The sequence below is a fragment of the Arthrobacter sp. USHLN218 genome (assembly GCF_037144715.1).
In the GTDB taxonomy this organism is placed as follows: Bacteria; Actinomycetota; Actinomycetes; order Actinomycetales; family Micrococcaceae; genus Crystallibacter.
Genome location: NZ_JBBCYT010000001.1, coordinates 794288 through 809580 on the forward strand (window position 1 = coordinate 794288; position 15293 = coordinate 809580).

14 protein-coding genes are annotated in these 15293 nt (G+C 68.5%); 12 read left to right on the plus strand and 2 right to left on the minus strand.

The genetic code is table 11. The features are described from left to right. Positions 1-58: 58 nt before the first annotated feature. Complete coding sequence (locus WFH44_RS03500) at positions 59-1024, minus strand: quinone oxidoreductase family protein (RefSeq protein WP_336711741.1); 966 nt, start codon at positions 1022-1024, stop codon at positions 59-61. Positions 1025-1189: 165 nt separating this feature from the next. Here WFH44_RS03500 and argC point away from each other — a divergent pair, with 165 nt between their 5' ends. From argC to tyrS, 12 genes are all read left to right on the plus strand, one after another. Continuing rightward, positions 1190-2221 (plus strand): N-acetyl-gamma-glutamyl-phosphate reductase, encoded by a 1032-nt coding sequence (gene argC, locus WFH44_RS03505; RefSeq protein ID WP_336711742.1) that lies wholly within the window; start codon positions 1190-1192, stop codon positions 2219-2221. Further along, positions 2218-3369 carry a bifunctional glutamate N-acetyltransferase/amino-acid acetyltransferase ArgJ gene (gene argJ, locus WFH44_RS03510; protein WP_336711744.1) on the plus strand — a complete coding sequence of 384 codons (1152 nt, stop codon included), beginning with the start codon at positions 2218-2220 and terminating at the stop codon, positions 3367-3369. Before argC ends, argJ begins: the two co-directional genes overlap by 4 nt. A gap of 36 nt (positions 3370-3405) precedes the next feature. Further along, entirely contained in the window at positions 3406-4326 is a 921-nt protein-coding gene (argB, locus tag WFH44_RS03515; RefSeq protein ID WP_336711746.1) for an acetylglutamate kinase, read from the plus strand. After that, positions 4323-5588: an acetylornithine transaminase gene (locus tag WFH44_RS03520; protein ID WP_336711747.1), complete on the plus strand. Its 1266-nt coding sequence runs from the start codon at positions 4323-4325 to the stop codon at positions 5586-5588. The genes argB and WFH44_RS03520 overlap by 4 nt, the downstream gene beginning before the upstream one ends. Next, positions 5585-6568: an ornithine carbamoyltransferase gene (gene argF / locus WFH44_RS03525; protein ID WP_336711749.1), complete on the plus strand. Its 984-nt coding sequence runs from the start codon at positions 5585-5587 to the stop codon at positions 6566-6568. Before WFH44_RS03520 ends, argF begins: the two co-directional genes overlap by 4 nt. After that, positions 6565-7092 carry an arginine repressor gene (locus tag WFH44_RS03530; protein WP_336711751.1) on the plus strand — a complete coding sequence of 176 codons (528 nt, stop codon included), beginning with the start codon at positions 6565-6567 and terminating at the stop codon, positions 7090-7092. The genes argF and WFH44_RS03530 overlap by 4 nt, the downstream gene beginning before the upstream one ends. Positions 7093-7206: 114 nt before the next feature. Then, positions 7207-8631, plus strand: a complete 1425-nt coding sequence (gene argH, locus WFH44_RS03535; RefSeq protein WP_336711754.1) for an argininosuccinate lyase — start codon at positions 7207-7209, stop codon at positions 8629-8631. A 167-nt stretch (positions 8632-8798) separates the two neighbouring features. Continuing rightward, positions 8799-9800, plus strand: a complete 1002-nt coding sequence (locus tag WFH44_RS03540) for an SRPBCC domain-containing protein (RefSeq protein ID WP_336711756.1) — start codon at positions 8799-8801, stop codon at positions 9798-9800. Then, the gene (locus tag WFH44_RS03545; RefSeq protein WP_336711758.1) at positions 9800-10426 is read left to right on the plus strand and encodes a DNA-3-methyladenine glycosylase; all 627 of its coding nucleotides are present in this window, start codon (positions 9800-9802) and stop codon (positions 10424-10426) included. Before WFH44_RS03540 ends, WFH44_RS03545 begins: the two co-directional genes overlap by 1 nt. 30 nt (positions 10427-10456) lie before the next feature. Next, positions 10457-10996 (plus strand): adenine phosphoribosyltransferase, encoded by a 540-nt coding sequence (locus WFH44_RS03550; protein ID WP_336711760.1) that lies wholly within the window; start codon positions 10457-10459, stop codon positions 10994-10996. Positions 10997-11103: 107 nt separating this feature from the next. Beyond that, entirely contained in the window at positions 11104-13362 is a 2259-nt protein-coding gene (locus tag WFH44_RS03555) for a HelD family protein (protein ID WP_336711762.1), read from the plus strand. A gap of 13 nt (positions 13363-13375) precedes the next feature. Continuing rightward, positions 13376-14686 (plus strand): tyrosine--tRNA ligase, encoded by a 1311-nt coding sequence (tyrS, locus tag WFH44_RS03560; RefSeq protein WP_336711764.1) that lies wholly within the window; start codon positions 13376-13378, stop codon positions 14684-14686. A gap of 205 nt (positions 14687-14891) precedes the next feature. Here tyrS and WFH44_RS03565 read toward each other — a convergent pair whose 3' ends face one another. After that, positions 14892-15233: a hypothetical protein gene (locus WFH44_RS03565; protein WP_336711766.1), complete on the minus strand. Its 342-nt coding sequence runs from the start codon at positions 15231-15233 to the stop codon at positions 14892-14894. Between the last annotated feature and the right edge of the window lie 60 nt (positions 15234-15293).

Here is a 15293-nt window from a genome sequence, read left to right on the forward strand (position 1 = left end):
CAAGTTTCCCCTATCAATGTGAACGAATGGCCCCTTTTGCGGTGTAACGTGCGCAACCTTACGGGACGAGCAGCAGCTTTCCGGTGGTTCGCCGGCCCTGCAGGTCCTCGTGCGCGCGGGCAGCGTCCGCCAGCGGATAGGAAGCACCGATCCGGATGTCCAGGTCGCCGGCCGCGACCGCGCCGAAGATCTCGCGGGCGCGCCACCCGCGCTCGTCGGCGTCGAGCAGGTGGTCCTTGAGCTTCGGCCTGGTCACGAACAGCGATCCGCCGGAGTTGAGGCGCTGCAGGTCGAACGGCGGAACCTGTCCGGAGGCACCGCCGAACAGCACCAGGGTGCCCCTGGTGCGCAGGCTGGCGAGGGAACCGTCGAAGGTGTCCTTGCCCACGCCGTCGTATACCGCATCGACGCCCGTGCCGCCGGTCAGCTGCCGCACCTTGTCGGGGAAGCCGTCGTAGCGCAGGACTTCATCGGCCCCGGCCGCGCGCGCGAGCTCTTCCTTCTCGTCGGAGGAGACTGTGGTGATGACGCGGACGCCCTTGGCTTTGAGCAGCTGCGTGAGGATCAGGCCCACACCGCCTGCGCCTGCGTGGGTCAGGACCGTCTGCCCCGAGGCGGCCTTGAAGCTGGAATTGACCAGGTAGTGTGCCGTCAGGCCCTGCAGGGGGATGGCAGCGGCGGTCTCGTTGCTGATCCCGTCAGGCACCGCCAGGGCCTTGTCCGCATCGACGAGCGAATATTCGGCGTAAGTGCGCGCCCCTTCGCAGAAGGCGACGCGATCCCCGGCGGCCCAGTTCCCGGTGCCGTCCCCGACTGCCTCGACCGTGCCGGCCCCTTCGCTGCCGGGCGTGTAGGGGAACTTGACGTTGTAGATGCCGCTGCGTTCGTAGGTTTCGATGAAGTTGACGCCGGCGGCCGCCATTTTGACGAGCAGCTGCCCGGGGCCGGGTTCGGGCTTGTCGACTTCCTGCAGTTGCAGGACCTCGGGTCCCCCGGGTGCTTCTGCCACGATTGCCTTTGCCATGCGCTCTGCCACTCCTTCATAAAAGACCGGTTCTTCATGCAGTGTGCGGGACCGGCCGAGACGACGGCTAGAATCGGCCGTGGTGAGCCGGTCGGCGCACCTTGGCACCATCGTAACGTGCATAAATATCCCTCGCCATGAATAAATTTGCTGTAGAGTGGCGCCATGACTTATTCCGTTGCAGTATCCGGGGCCAGCGGCTATGCCGGAGGCGAGGTCCTGCGGCTCCTGTCGTCCCATCCCGAGGTGTCGATCGGAGCCATCACGGCGCACAGCAATGCCGGCGGCAAACTCGGCGGGCTGCAGCCGCACCTGCACACGCTGGCCGACCGGGTCCTGGTTGAGACCACCGTGGAGAACCTCGTCGGCCACGACGTGGTGTTCCTCGCGCTGCCGCACGGCGCCAGCGCGGAGATCGCGGCCCAGCTGCCGATGGACACCCTGGTCATCGACGCTGGCGCGGACCACCGGCTCGAGGACCCCCTGGCGTGGGAGAAGTTCTACGGCTCCGCGCATGCCGGCACCTGGCCCTACGGCCTGCCCGAACTTCCGGGCCACCGCGAGCGGCTCCGCAAGGCCAAGCGCATCGCCGTGCCCGGCTGCTACCCGACCAGCTCGCTGCTGGCCCTCGCGCCCGGTTTTGCCGCCGGACTACTGGAGGCCGACGACGTCGTCATCGTGGCGGCGTCGGGCACCTCGGGCGCGGGCAAGTCGGCCAAGCCGCACCTGCTGGGTTCGGAGGTCATGGGGGGGATGAGCCCCTACGGCGTCGGGGGCAGCCACCGCCACACGCCGGAAATCGAGCAGGGCCTCTCCGCGGCCGCCGGCGAGCAGGTGAAGGTGTCCTTCACCCCGACGCTGGCTCCGATGAGCCGGGGGATCCTCGCTACCGCCACGGCCCGGGTCAAGCCCGGGGTCGACGGCGAGCGGCTGCGCGGCGCCTGGGCCGAGGCCTACGCCGACGAGCCGTTTGTGCACCTGCTGCCCGAGGAGCAGTGGCCGCACACCAAGGCCGTGCAGGGCTCCAACCACGTCGCCCTCCAACTGGCCTTCGACGAGCACGCCGGCCGTGTCATCGTCAGCTGCGCCATCGACAACCTGGCCAAGGGAACGGCAGGCGGAGCCATCCAGTCCATGAACATCGCCCTGGGTCTCGAGGAGACCGCGGGCCTATCGCACCAGGGAGTTGCCCCGTGAGCGTCACCGCAGCCCAAGGATTCCGCGCAGCCGGCGTTACCGCCGGCCTGAAGGCTTCGGGGAAGCCCGACGTCGCGCTGGTGGTCAACGACGGTCCGTCCCGGTCCGCCGCCGCCGTCTTCACCTCCAACCGCGTCGCGGCGGCCCCCGTGCAGTGGTCCCGCCAGGCCATCAGCGACGGCCGCGCGGACGCGGTCATCCTGAACTCCGGCGGCGCCAATGCCTGCACGGGCGCCGAAGGCTTCCAGAACACGCACCGCACCGCCGAAAAAACGGCAGAGCTCCTCGGGGTTTCGGCCGGCGACGTGCTGGTCTGCTCCACCGGCCTGATCGGCGAGCAGCTGCCCATGGACAAGCTGCTTCCCGGCGTGGAGGCAGCGGCCAAGGCTCTCAACGCAGACGGGGGAGCGGACGCCGCCGAGGCGATCATGACCACCGACACGGTCGCCAAGGAGGCCGTGTTCAGCGGCACCGGCTACACGATCGGCGGGATGGCCAAGGGGGCGGGCATGCTGGCCCCGGGCCTGGCCACCATGCTGGTGGTCATCACCACGGATGCGCAGATTGAAGCGGCCGCCCTCGAGATGGTGCTGCGGGAGGCCACCCGCGTCACCTTCGACCGGACCGATTCGGACGGCTGCATGTCCACCAACGACACTGTGGTCCTGCTGGCCTCCGGCGCCTCCGGCGCGGTGCCGGACCTGGACGAGTTCAGCCGGGGCCTCGGCATGCTCTGCTCGAAGCTCGCCCGCCAGCTGATCACCGACGCCGAGGGCGCCAGCCACGACATCGCCGTCACCACGATCAACGCGGCGTCCGAGCGCGATGCCGAGACGGTCAGCCGCGCCGTGGCCCGCTCGAACCTGTTCAAGACCGCTATCTTCGGCAAGGATCCCAACTGGGGCCGGGTGCTGTCCGCGGTGGGCACGACCGACGCGGTCTTCGAGCCGGAAAACCTCAACGTGACCATGAACGGCGTCCAGGTCTGCCGCAACGGCGGCGTGGGTGAGCCGCGGGACCAGGTCGACCTCGAGGCGCGCGACGTCGCCGTCATTATTGACCTCAAGGCGGGCACGGAGTCGGCGACCATCTGGACCAACGACCTGACCCACGACTACGTCCACGAGAACTCCGCCTACTCCAGCTGACCGCCGGTGCCACCGGCGCGGCAACGGAAGGAAGCCATGCCATCCCCGAACAACTCGATGCTTGTCGCGCAGGACAAGGCGGCCACGCTGGTCGAGGCGCTGCCCTGGATCCAGCGCTTCGCCGGCACCACCATGGTGGTCAAGTACGGCGGCAACGCCATGATCAATGACGACCTGCGCCGTGCCTTTGCCGAGGACATCGTGTTCCTGCACCACGTCGGCATCAGGCCGGTCGTGGTGCACGGCGGCGGCCCGCAGATCAACGCGATGCTGGAGCGGCTGGGCATCGAGTCGGAGTTCAAGGGCGGACTGCGGGTGACGACGCCTGAAGCGATGGACGTGGTCCGCATGGTGCTCACCGGCCAGGTCGGCCGCGAGCTGGTGGGCCTGATCAACGCCCACGGCCCGTACGCCGTGGGGATGTCCGGCGAGGACGGCGGCCTGCTGCAGGCCGTGCGCACCGGCACCGTGGTTGACGGCGAGGACGTGGACCTGGGCCTGGTCGGCGAGGTCGTTGGCGTGAACCCCTCGGCCATCCTGGACCTGCTGGAGGCCGGCCGCATCCCGGTCATCTCCACCGTGGCCCCGGAAACCGGCCGCGACGGCGAGAACGCCGGGCAGGTGCTCAACGTCAACGCGGACACCGCCGCGGCGGCCGTCGCCGACGCGCTGCGGGCCTCGCGGCTGGTCATCCTAACCGACGTCGAGGGCCTGTACGCGAACTGGCCCGACAAATCGTCGCTGATCTCCTCGCTCACCGCCTCCGAGCTGCGCGACCTGCTGCCGGGACTGGAATCGGGCATGATTCCCAAGATGGAGGCCTGCCTCAAGGCCGTCGACGGCACGGTGGAACGCGCCGCCGTCGTCGATGGCCGGATGGCGCACTCGATCCTGCTTGAGGTCTTCACCACGGCCGGCATCGGAACCCAGATCGTACCGGACGGAGAAGCGGAATGAGCCAGAAACCGACAGCAACGGCGGGAACGTCGGCCACGGAACTCGCGGGCTTCGAAGGCCTGCACAACCAGGAGCTCCTCGGCCGCTACAACCAGTCCCTGATGGGTGTCTTCGGGACGCCGCAGCGCGTGCTGGTTCGCGGCAGCGGCTGCACCGTGTGGGACGCGGACGGCAAGGAGTACCTGGACCTGCTGGGCGGGATCGCCGTCAACGCGCTCGGCCACGCGCACCCGCTGCTGACCAGCGTGGTTTCCAGCCAGCTGGCCACGCTCGGCCACGTGTCGAACTTCTTCACGAGCCCGTCCCAGATCGCCCTGGCCGAGAAGCTGCTGGGCCTGTCCGCGGCGCCGGCCGGATCGAAGGTGTTCTTCGCGAACTCGGGCACCGAGGCCCTGGAGGCCGCCTTCAAACTGGCGCGCCGCCACGGCAATAACGACGCCGGGGGCAAGCGGGGGCGGATCCTCGCCTTGGAGAATGCTTTCCACGGGCGCACCATGGGCGCCCTGGCCCTGACCTGGAAGCAGGCCTACCGGGAGCCGTTCGAGCCGCTGCCGGGCGGCGTCGAGCACATCCCGGCCGGGGACGCCGAGGCCCTGCGCGCGGCCGTGGATGAGACCGTGGCGGCGGTGTTCATCGAGCCGATCCAGGGCGAGGCCGGGGTCCGCGGCTACCCGGAAGGGTACCTGCAGCTGGCCCGCGAGCTGACCCGCGAAGCGGGGGCGCTGCTCATTTTCGACGAGGTGCAGACCGGCGTGGGCCGCACCGGCAAGTGGTTCGCCTCCGAAGGCGTGCTCCCGGATGCGATGACCCTGGCCAAGGGCCTCGGCGGCGGCTTCCCGATCGGCGCCATGATCACCTTCGGCCCGGACGTGTCCACGCTGCTGACCGCGGGCCAGCACGGCACCACCTTCGGCGGCAACCCGGTGGCCACCGCGGCGGCGCTGGCAACCCTGCACACCATCGAGTCCCAGCAGCTGCTGGAGCACGTCCGGCAGACCGGCCAGGCCATCCGCGCGGCGCTCTCCGGGCTGGACTTCGTGACCGAGGTCCGGGGCGAAGGCCTGCTGATCGGCTTCGACCTCGCCGCCGAGGCCGCGCCGGCCGTGGTACAGCGTGCGCTGGAGGCCGGCTTCATCGTCAATTCCACGGGCCCGGCGACGATCCGCCTGGCCCCGCCGCTCATCGTGACGGCAGAACAGGTGCAGCGGTTCATCGATGCGCTGCCGGAGCTCTACGCCGCCGCCACCAAGGAGGAAAAGTGACCACCCCTACCCCCGCCGTCGTCCGCCACTTCCTGGTGGACACAGACCTCAGCCCGGCCGAGCAGGCCGAAGTGCTGGACCTCGCCGAGGCGATGAAGCGCGACCGCTACGGCTACCGGCCGCTTGCCGGACCGCAGACCGTGGCCGTTTTCTTCGACAAGACGTCGACCCGCACCCGCGTCTCGTTCGCCGCCGGCATCGCCGAGCTCGGCGGGAGCACGCTGATCGTGAACCCGGGGGAGTCGCAGCTGGGGCACAAGGAATCGATCGCGGATTCGGCCAAGGTGCTGAGCCGCATGGTCTCGACCATTGTCTGGCGGACCTACGCCCAGTCGGGCCTGGAGGAAATGGCGGCCGACTCGCGCGTGCCGGTCATCAACGCGCTCAGCGACGACTACCACCCGTGCCAGCTGCTGGCGGACCTGCTGACCGTGCGCGAGCACAAGGGCAAGCTGGCCGGGCTGACCATGGCCTACCTCGGCGACTCCGCCAACAACATGGCCAACTCCTACCTGCTGGCCGGCGCGACCGCGGGCATGCACGTGCGCGTCGCGGGTCCCGAGGGCTACCTGCCCGAGGAACGGATCATCGAGGCGGCCCGGGCGCGCGCCGCGGAAACCGGCGGCTCGGTCATGGTGACCACAGACCCCGCGGAAGCCCTTGCCGGCGCGGATGTGGTGGCCACGGACACCTGGGTTTCGATGGGGCAGGAAGAGGAAAAGGCGGCGCGGCAGGAGCTGTTCCGCGGCTACGCAGTCGACGCCGCGGCCATGAAGCTCGCGGATCCGGACGCCGTCGTCCTGCACTGCCTGCCCGCCTACCGCGGCTACGAGATCGCCGCGGACGTCATCGACGGTCCGCAGTCCGTGGTCTGGGACGAGGCGGAGAACCGGCTGCATGCGCAGAAGGCGCTGATGGCCTGGCTGCTCGCCGCCTCCGGACTGGCCGCGACGGAACCCGCGGCGGCCCGCGGGCAATGAGCGTGCAGCCGGCCTCGCAGCCGTCCACCAAGACCGCCCGGCAGGCCAGGATCAAGGCCATCCTGGGGGCGGAATCGGTGCGGTCCCAGGCGGAGCTGGCCGCGCTGCTGGCGGACGACGGCGTGCAGGTCACGCAGGCCACCCTGTCCCGGGACCTGGTGGAACTCGGGGCGATCCGGGTCCGCGGGGTGGACGGCGGACTTGTCTACGCCATCCGGGGCGAGGGCGGCAGCCGGCTGCCGCAGACGGGTGTGACCCAGGAGGTGCTGGACGCCCGGCTGGCCAAGCTCTGTGCCGAACTGCTGGTCACCGCCGAAGCATCCGGCAACATCGTGGTGCTGCGGACTCCGCCCGGCGCGGCGAATTTCCTGGCCCTGGCCATCGACCACTCAGTGCTGCCTGCCGTCCTCGGATCCATCGCCGGCGACGACACTGTGCTGCTGGTCACCCGCGACCCGCAGGGCGGCGAGGAGATGGCCGCCCGCTTCCTCGCGCTGGCGGACCCGCAGCAGGCCGATGCCTGACCCGGCCGCGGCAACGGCTACGACGGCGGCGCGCGGCCGCGCGGGGCGGCCGCGGACGGCGGACATTGATTTACTGATGAGCGAACAAGTACTTACGGACGAAGGATTCTAACCATGGCTGCCCACGGAACGAATGAAGGAGCTCTCTGGGGAGGCCGCTTTGCCGGCGGTCCCGCCGACGCGCTCGCCGCCCTCAGCAAGTCCACCCACTTCGACTGGAGGCTGGCCCCCTACGACATCGCCGGCTCCCGGGCACACGCCCGCGTGCTGCACCAGGCCGGCCTGCTGGACGAGGGCGAGCTGAAGGGCATGCTCGCGGCGCTGGACCAGCTGGATGCCGATGTGCGTTCGGGCGCGTACACGGCCGCGGAGACGGACGAGGATGTCCACGGCTCGCTCGAGCGCGGCCTGATCGAGCGCGCCGGACCCCAGCTCGGCGGAAAGCTGCGGGCCGGCCGTTCCCGCAACGACCAGATCGCCACCTTGGGCCGGATGTACCTGCGCGACCACGCACGCATCATCGCCCAAGGCGTCCTGGCCACCGTCGATGCGCTCGTGGCACAGGCCAAGGAACACCACGGTGTCGCGATGCCTGGCCGGACCCACCTGCAGCACGCCCAGCCGGTGCTGCTCAGCCACCACCTGCTGGCCCATGCGTGGGCGCTGCTGCGCGACGTACAGCGGCTGCAGGACTGGGACAAGCGCGCCGCGGTATCGCCGTACGGTTCGGGCGCGCTGGCCGGTTCATCGCTCGGCCTGGACCCGAATGCCGTCGCCGAGGAGCTGGGCTTCGACTCCGCGACCTGGAACTCGATCGACGGCACCGCGTCCCGGGACGTCTTCGCCGAATTCGGATGGGTCGCGGCCATGATCGGCGTGGACCTGTCCCGCATCTCCGAGGAAGTCATCTTCTGGGCGACCAAGGAGTTCTCCTTCGTCACGCTCGACGACGCCTACTCCACCGGCTCGTCCATCATGCCGCAGAAGAAGAACCCGGATGTTGCGGAGCTGGCCCGCGGCAAGGCCGGTCGGCTGATCGGCGACCTGACCGGCCTCCTGGCCACGCTCAAGGGGCTGCCGCTGGCCTACAACCGGGACCTGCAGGAGGACAAGGAGCCGGTCTTCGACGCGGCCGATACCCTCGAGCTGCTGCTTCCGGCGGTTTCGGGCATGGTCGCGACGCTGAAGTTCAACACCGAGCGGCTGGAATCGCTGGCGCCCCAGGGCTTCGCCCTCGCCACGGACATCGCCGAGTGGCTGGTCCGCCAGGGCGTGCCGTTCCGCGACGCGCACGAACTCTCGGGCGCCGCGGTGCAGCTAGCGGAGGGCCGCGGCGTGGAGCTGTGGGACCTGACTGACGAGGACTACGCGGGCATCTCCCAGCACCTGACACCGCGGGTCCGCGAGGTGCTGACCGTCGAGGGCTCGCTGGGCAGCCGCAGCTCCCAGGGCGGCACGGCGCCCGAAGCCGTGGCGCGGCAGCTGGAGCAGCTCGGTGGCCAGCTGGAGTCCGTCCGCCGGTACGCCGAGGGCTCCTGACGATACGGCCGAACGGCACCCGGCGCAAAGGTTCCCGCCGGGCTCGCGGCGGGAACCGGCGTCGTGCTTCCTCCGGCCGCAAGGACGAGGTTACCTGCCGGTAACAATACTCTTTGGGGTAGTTTGTGACTCGAAGCCCCGAGTCAACCGAAGCGGAGGATGTGACGATGACGACGCTGAGCTCGCATGAGGAAAAGGCGGTCCCGTCCGGGCGGATCGAGCGGGTGGATTCGGACTACGTGCTGGCCTTCGACCGGCAATTCGACTACCCGCGCCGCTACATCTGGAGCCTGCTGACAGAGCCGGACCAGCTGGCCAAATGGCTCGGCAAGCCCATTTCGGGGTTCGAACTCGGGCAGCCTTACGAGCTGGATGTCGGCGGGGGAGCGGTCACCGGCATGGTCCTGCAGCTCAATCCGCCGCTGAGCCTCCAGTTCACCTGGGAGGACGAGCTCGGCGGCGAGTCCCTGATCGAATGGCGCACGTTGGACAGCAACGGCGGCACGCTGCTGCAGTTCCGCTCCCGCGCCGAAAACCGCGACTTCCTGACCGAGGGCAGCGCCGGCTGGGACACACTGCTGGATGCGCTCGAAGAGGTGGCGGCGGGCCGGATCCCGCAGCCGCAGCCGCGCCGCTGGGACCAGCTGCGCGACGCCTACGCGCGCGAGTACACACTGTCGAACACGATGGGCATGCTCGGCCACGACTCGGGGCACCCGTGCATCCGCTTTGACAGGCTCCTGCCGGGGGACCGCGAGACCGTCTGGGAGGCGCTGACCGAAGAGCCTCAGTTCTCCCGCTGGCTGGCGCCCGGAAGCCTCGAGCTGCAGGCAGGGGGCAGTCTCCGGCTGGACTTCGGCACGTTCACCATGGAGGGCGACGTAACGTACGCGCTGGCCGGCCAAGGGTTCGAGCACAGCTGGCGAAGTCCCGAGGTCCGGGACAGCTCGGTCCACTGGCTGCTGGAGGACAGTAACGGCCGGACGATGCTGAGGTTGCGGCACAACCTCATGTCGCCCTCGCGCGCGGCCGAGCTGCTGGCCCTTTGGCACCATCGGCTGGACGCGCTGGCCCTGATGCTCTCCGGCGGCGAGGTCCACCTCTCGGCGCACCGGCTCGAGGCCCTGACCCACTTCTATCGGCGGCAGACGGGCGGCACCCAGCCGTAGTGGACGCCGCACTGCTGCAATGGCTCGCCCGGTCCGCGGTCGACGTCGCGCCCGGCCTGCTGGGGGCCAGACTGGCACGCACGACGGCGGAAGGAACCGTGCGCGTGCGCATCACCGAAGTGGAGGCGTACCTGGGGGAGCACGATCCCGGGTCGCACGCCTTCCGGGGCCAGACCAACCGCAACAGGGCCATGTTCGGCCCGGCCGGACACATCTATGTCTACTTCACCTACGGCATGCACCACTGCGTGAACATCGTCTGCGGGCATCCCGGCCAGGCAACCGGGGTGCTGATCCGCGCGGGCGAAGTCGTCGAGGGGGTGCCGCTGGCCGAGCAGCGGCGGCCGTCCGCCCGCGGCCCGCTGGAACTGGCCAAGGGGCCGGCCCGGCTGGCTCAGGCGATGGGGCTGACGCTGGCCGACAACGGCCGGGCGTTCGTGCCGGGCGAGCTTGAGCTGCACCTGCCGGCGGTGCCCGCGCCGGCGGCCCGTGTCCGCAGCGGTCCGCGGGTGGGCGTCAGCGGCGAGGGCGGCTCCGAGAATTATCCGTGGCGGTTCTGGCTGGAGGGCGAAAAGACCGTCTCGCCCTACCGGTCCGCTAAGCCGCGGCGCCGCAGCGCCGACTGACCTGCCGGCGGGGGCAGGTAGGGTAGACGGGTGCGAGAACGCTCTTCTGAACCTGTTGAATCGATCATTGGACGGCTCTCGGCAACCGTCCCGGACTACCCGGAGCCCGGCGTGGTCTTCCGCGACCTGACACCCGTCTTCGCCGACGGGCCGGCCCTGCACAGCATCGTGCACGCGTTGATCGACCCGTTTGCCGGCCAGTTCGACGCGGTGGCCGGCATCGAGGCCCGCGGCTTCCTGCTCGCCGCCGCCGGCGCCTACGCCTCGGGTACCGGCGTCGTTACCGTCCGGAAGAAGGGCAAGCTGCCGCGCCGCGTCTATGCGGAGGACTACACGCTGGAATACGGCACCGCGACCCTGGAACTCCACATGGACGACCTCCGGCCCGGCATGCGCGTGCTCATCCTGGACGACGTGCTGGCCACCGGCGGCACCCTCGCCGCCTCCGCGCGGCTGTTCGAACGCGCCGGCGTCCAGGTGTCGGGCTTCGGCGTGGTCCTGGAACTGGCGGGGCTGCGCGGCCGCGCCAACCTCGCCGGCCGGCGGATCCGTTCCCTCGTCCGCGAGTAGTTACGCCCGTTTCCTGCCGTTCCCGCAGGTTTGCCCACGGTTGAAGGAAAATTCATCCGCGGCACTGTAAAATGGATGGTCTGCCTTTGCGGGAGGGGAACGGGAACATGCAGGAAACGGTTGCAGCTCACGCCGAACTTGGCCTTGAGCGGGAATATGTGGCGGGCTTGTACCGCCGGCTCGATGAACTTCGTGCCGAAAAGCAGGAGCAGCTGGACCGCGTCCGCCGCAGCGGCGCAGTCGGATCCATGCAGAACATCTCGGAGCGCGACGCGTTCGCCACCATGTACGAGGACCGCCTTGAGCAACTCAACGCCGTCGATGACCGCCTGGTTTTCGGGCGGCTCGACCTGGACGGCGGCGAATCGCGGTACATCGGCCGCATCGGACTGAGTACCGCGGACCTGCAGCGGCTCATGGTTGACTGGCGCGCCCCGGAGGCCGGCGTCTTCTACCAGGCCACTGCCTTCGAACGCCAGGGCGTGCGCCGCCGGCGCCACCTCGTCCTCAAAGGCCGGGAGGTGAAGGCCATCGAGGACGACGTGCTGGACGCGTCGATGCTGGCGGACTCAAGCAGCCTGCAGGGCGAGGGCGCGCTGCTGGCCGCGCTGAACTCGAAGCGCACCGGCCAGATGTCGGACATCGTCGGGACGATCCAGGCCGAACAGGACCGGATCATCCGCAGCCCGATGCCGGGTGTGCTCGTCGTCCAGGGCGGTCCGGGCACGGGCAAGACAGCGGTGGCCCTGCACCGCGCCGCATACCTGCTCTACATGCACCGGGAGCGGCTGAAGTCGGCCGGCGTGCTGCTGGTCGGCCCGTCGAATTCCTTCATGAAGTACATCGAACGCGTGCTGCCGTCACTGGGCGAAACCGGCGTCGTCATGTCGACCGTCGGCCGGCTCATGCCGGGCATCAACGCCGTCGCGGAGGCGGATCCCGCCGTGGCCGAGCTCAAGGGCCGCGCATCCATGGCCAAGGTGGTCGCGCGCGCCGTCGCCAACCGCCAGCGTATTCCGGCCGGCCCGCGCAAGCTCAATGTCGAGGGAACCACGCTGACGCTGACACCCCGGCAGGTGATCCGCGCACGGGACAAGGCCCGGACGACCGGCAAACCCCACAACGAAGCACGGACCACCTTCGTCAAGATCCTGCTGCGTGAGCTCACGGAGCAGCTCACGGACGTCCTGAACAAGTCCGCCGGAGCGGGCAATAACACGGACCGCGCTTATCTGACCGAGGACGTCAGGACCTCCCGAGACGTGCGGATCGCGCTGAACCTCTGCTGGATGCCGCTGACGCCGGAGCAGCTGATCGGGGAGCTGTTCAGCAAGCCGACCCACCTCGAGGCCGCCGCCCCCAACCTGACCGAGCAGGATCGCGCCTTGCTGCTGCGGCCGCGGGATGCCGCCTGGACGGAGGCGGACGTCGCCCTGCTGGATGAGGCGGCAGAACTGCTCGGCCCGATGGACGCGTCGGCCGGCCGGGACCGGGCCCAGCGTGAACACGACCGGGCCCGCGACGTGGCCAATGCGGAACAGTCGCTGAAGAACGTGGACGAGATGCTGAAGGAAACGGGCATCGACGGGCTGGTCAGCGCCGAGGACCTCGCGGCCCACAACCAGGCCCAGGAGACGCGCTTCACGGCGGCGGAACGTGCCGCCTCCGACCGGACCTGGGCGTTCGGGCACATCATCGTGGACGAGGCGCAGGAGCTTTCGGCGATGCAGTGGCGCCTGCTGATGCGCCGCTGCCCGTTGAAGTCGTTCACGATCGTGGGCGACATCGCGCAGACCAGTTCATCGGCCGGCGCGCAGTCGTGGCAGCAGGCGCTGGAGCCCTTCGCGAAGGACCGCTGGCGGCTGGAGGAACTGACGGTCAACTACCGCACGCCCGCGCAGATCGCCGAGGCCGCGGTTCGGGTCGCCAACGCCGCCGGACAGGTGGTCTCGGCGCCGAAGGCCGTCCGCGAAGGCCAGTGGGCGCCCGTCGTCGACCGGGTGGACCACGGCGAGCTTGCCGCACGGATGCTGGATGCGGTGCCGCAGGAGCTGGAACTGCTCGACGGCGGCCTGCTGGCCGTCATCGCCGCCGAGCACCGGGTTCCGCACCTGCGCCGTGCCTTGGCCGGGGTCTACGACGGCCGGGTCGGCGGCGGTGCCGGCGGCCTGGACCAGGACATCACCGTCATCGGTCCCAAGGAGGCCAAGGGCCTCGAGTTCGACGGCGTGCTGCTGCTGGAACCGGCGGAAATCCTCGACGATGCCGCCGGCCGAGTGGGTGACTTGTACGTGGCCATGACCCGGCCGACGCAGCGGCTGCGCGTCATCGCGGCACGCGATATCCTTGCAGGCTTGGAAGGCTGATAATTTAGGTCCCGTGTCAACGAATACGTTTCTGAGTTCCCAAAAGAATGATCCGGGCTTCGCCAATGTTTGGCAGGAGCTCAAGTGGCGAGGCCTGGTCCAGGTTTCGACGGACGAGGCCGAGCTGGAAAAGCTGCTCGCCGGGGAGCCGGTCACGTATTATTGCGGGTTCGACCCGACGGCGCCCAGCCTGCATCTCGGCAACCTGGTGCAGCTGCTGACCATGCGGCGCCTGCAGCTGGCGGGCCACAGACCCCTGGCGCTGGTGGGCGGTTCTACCGGCCTGGTCGGCGATCCCCGTCCGACGGCGGAGCGCACCATGAACACCAAGGAGACCGTCGCGGAATGGGTCGGTTACCTCCAGGGCCAGGTGCAGCGGTTCCTGGACTTCGACGGCGCCAGTGCCGCCCGGATGGTGAACAACCTCGACTGGACTGCGCCGATGAGCGTCCTCGATTTCCTGCGGGACATCGGCAAGCACTTCAGGGTCGGCACGATGGTCAAGAAGGATATCGTCGCCTCCCGCCTGAATTCGGACGAGGGCATCAGCTACGCAGAGTTCAGCTACCAGATCCTCCAGGGCATGGACTTCTTGGAACTGTTCCGGCAGTACGGTTGCGTGCTGCAGACGGGCGGCTCGGACCAGTGGGGCAACCTGACCAGCGGTATCGACCTGATCCACAAGGTCGAGGGCAAGAGTGTGCATGCCGTCGGCACGCCCCTGATCACCAACGCGGATGGCACGAAATTCGGCAAGAGTGAAGGCAACGCCATCTGGCTCGATGCCGCCATGTGCTCTCCCTACGCCATGTACCAGTTCTGGCTAAACACCGCCGATGCGGACGTGGTGCAGCGGCTGAAGGTGTTCACGTTCCGCAGCAAGGCGGACATCGAGGAGCTGGAACGGGCCGTTGCGGAACGGCCGCATACCCGGGAAGCTCAGCGCGCCCTCGCCTATGACGTGACCTCGATCGTCCACGGTGCCGAGGCAACGGACAAGGTCATCGCGGCCTCTGCCGCTCTTTTCGGGCAGGGCGATCTCGCTGCCCTGGACGAGGCGACGCTCGTTGCCGCCACGGCTGAACTGCCCAGTGCCGCAGCCGGCAACGGAGGTCTCAACATCGTCGACCTGTTGGTTTCCTCGGGGCTGGCGGCCAGCAATTCAGCGGCCCGCCGCACCATCTCCGAAGGCGGCGCCTACGTGAACAACGACAAGATCACCGATCCGGAAACCGTGATCGATTCCGCGAAACTCCTGCACGGCAAGTACCTGCTCATGCGCCGCGGCAAGCGCACGCTGGCCATGGTGGTCGCTGCGTCCTAACCTGGTGTTCCCCGCAGCGGGAACCAACGAGCGGGCCCGGCCTGCTGCACCGTCCGATCAGGGCTGGCAGCAGTCCGGGCCCTTCGTGTTTTGGGGTGAATGCACCGCCGATTTGCGAACCGTTCGGAGGGCGTGTAATGTCTTCTGAGTCGCCGCCGAGGCCGTGAAAACGGACTGCGAGCAGGCGGCCAAACCCCCTGAGAATTCAAAGTGGTTCGGTTATGCCTCGTGCTGGAACCGGAATTGCTTTGTAATTCGTCATGGGTTCATTCTTTTGGGAACGGAAAATCGCCGGAAACGCCGATTTGACAGAAACAAAAAGGATGGAATAACTTAGAAACATCGCAGCAAAGAAAAGCGAAACAATGCGAGCCGGAAACGGATCGCGAGTTTTTTCAAAGTATTTGTTTGCTCCTGTTGTTTGAGAACTCAATAGTGTGCCAAGTTTGTTGATACCAATTTTTTTGTTGGTTGAGATTGTGTCGTGGTGTGCCACCCCCGTGGTGTGCTGCGATGTTTTATCAGCCTGGATTTGAATTTTGTGCATGCCTGGCCGGCTAATTTTCCTTGGCCGGCGGGTGTGTGTCTGTTTGAAACATTAACGGAG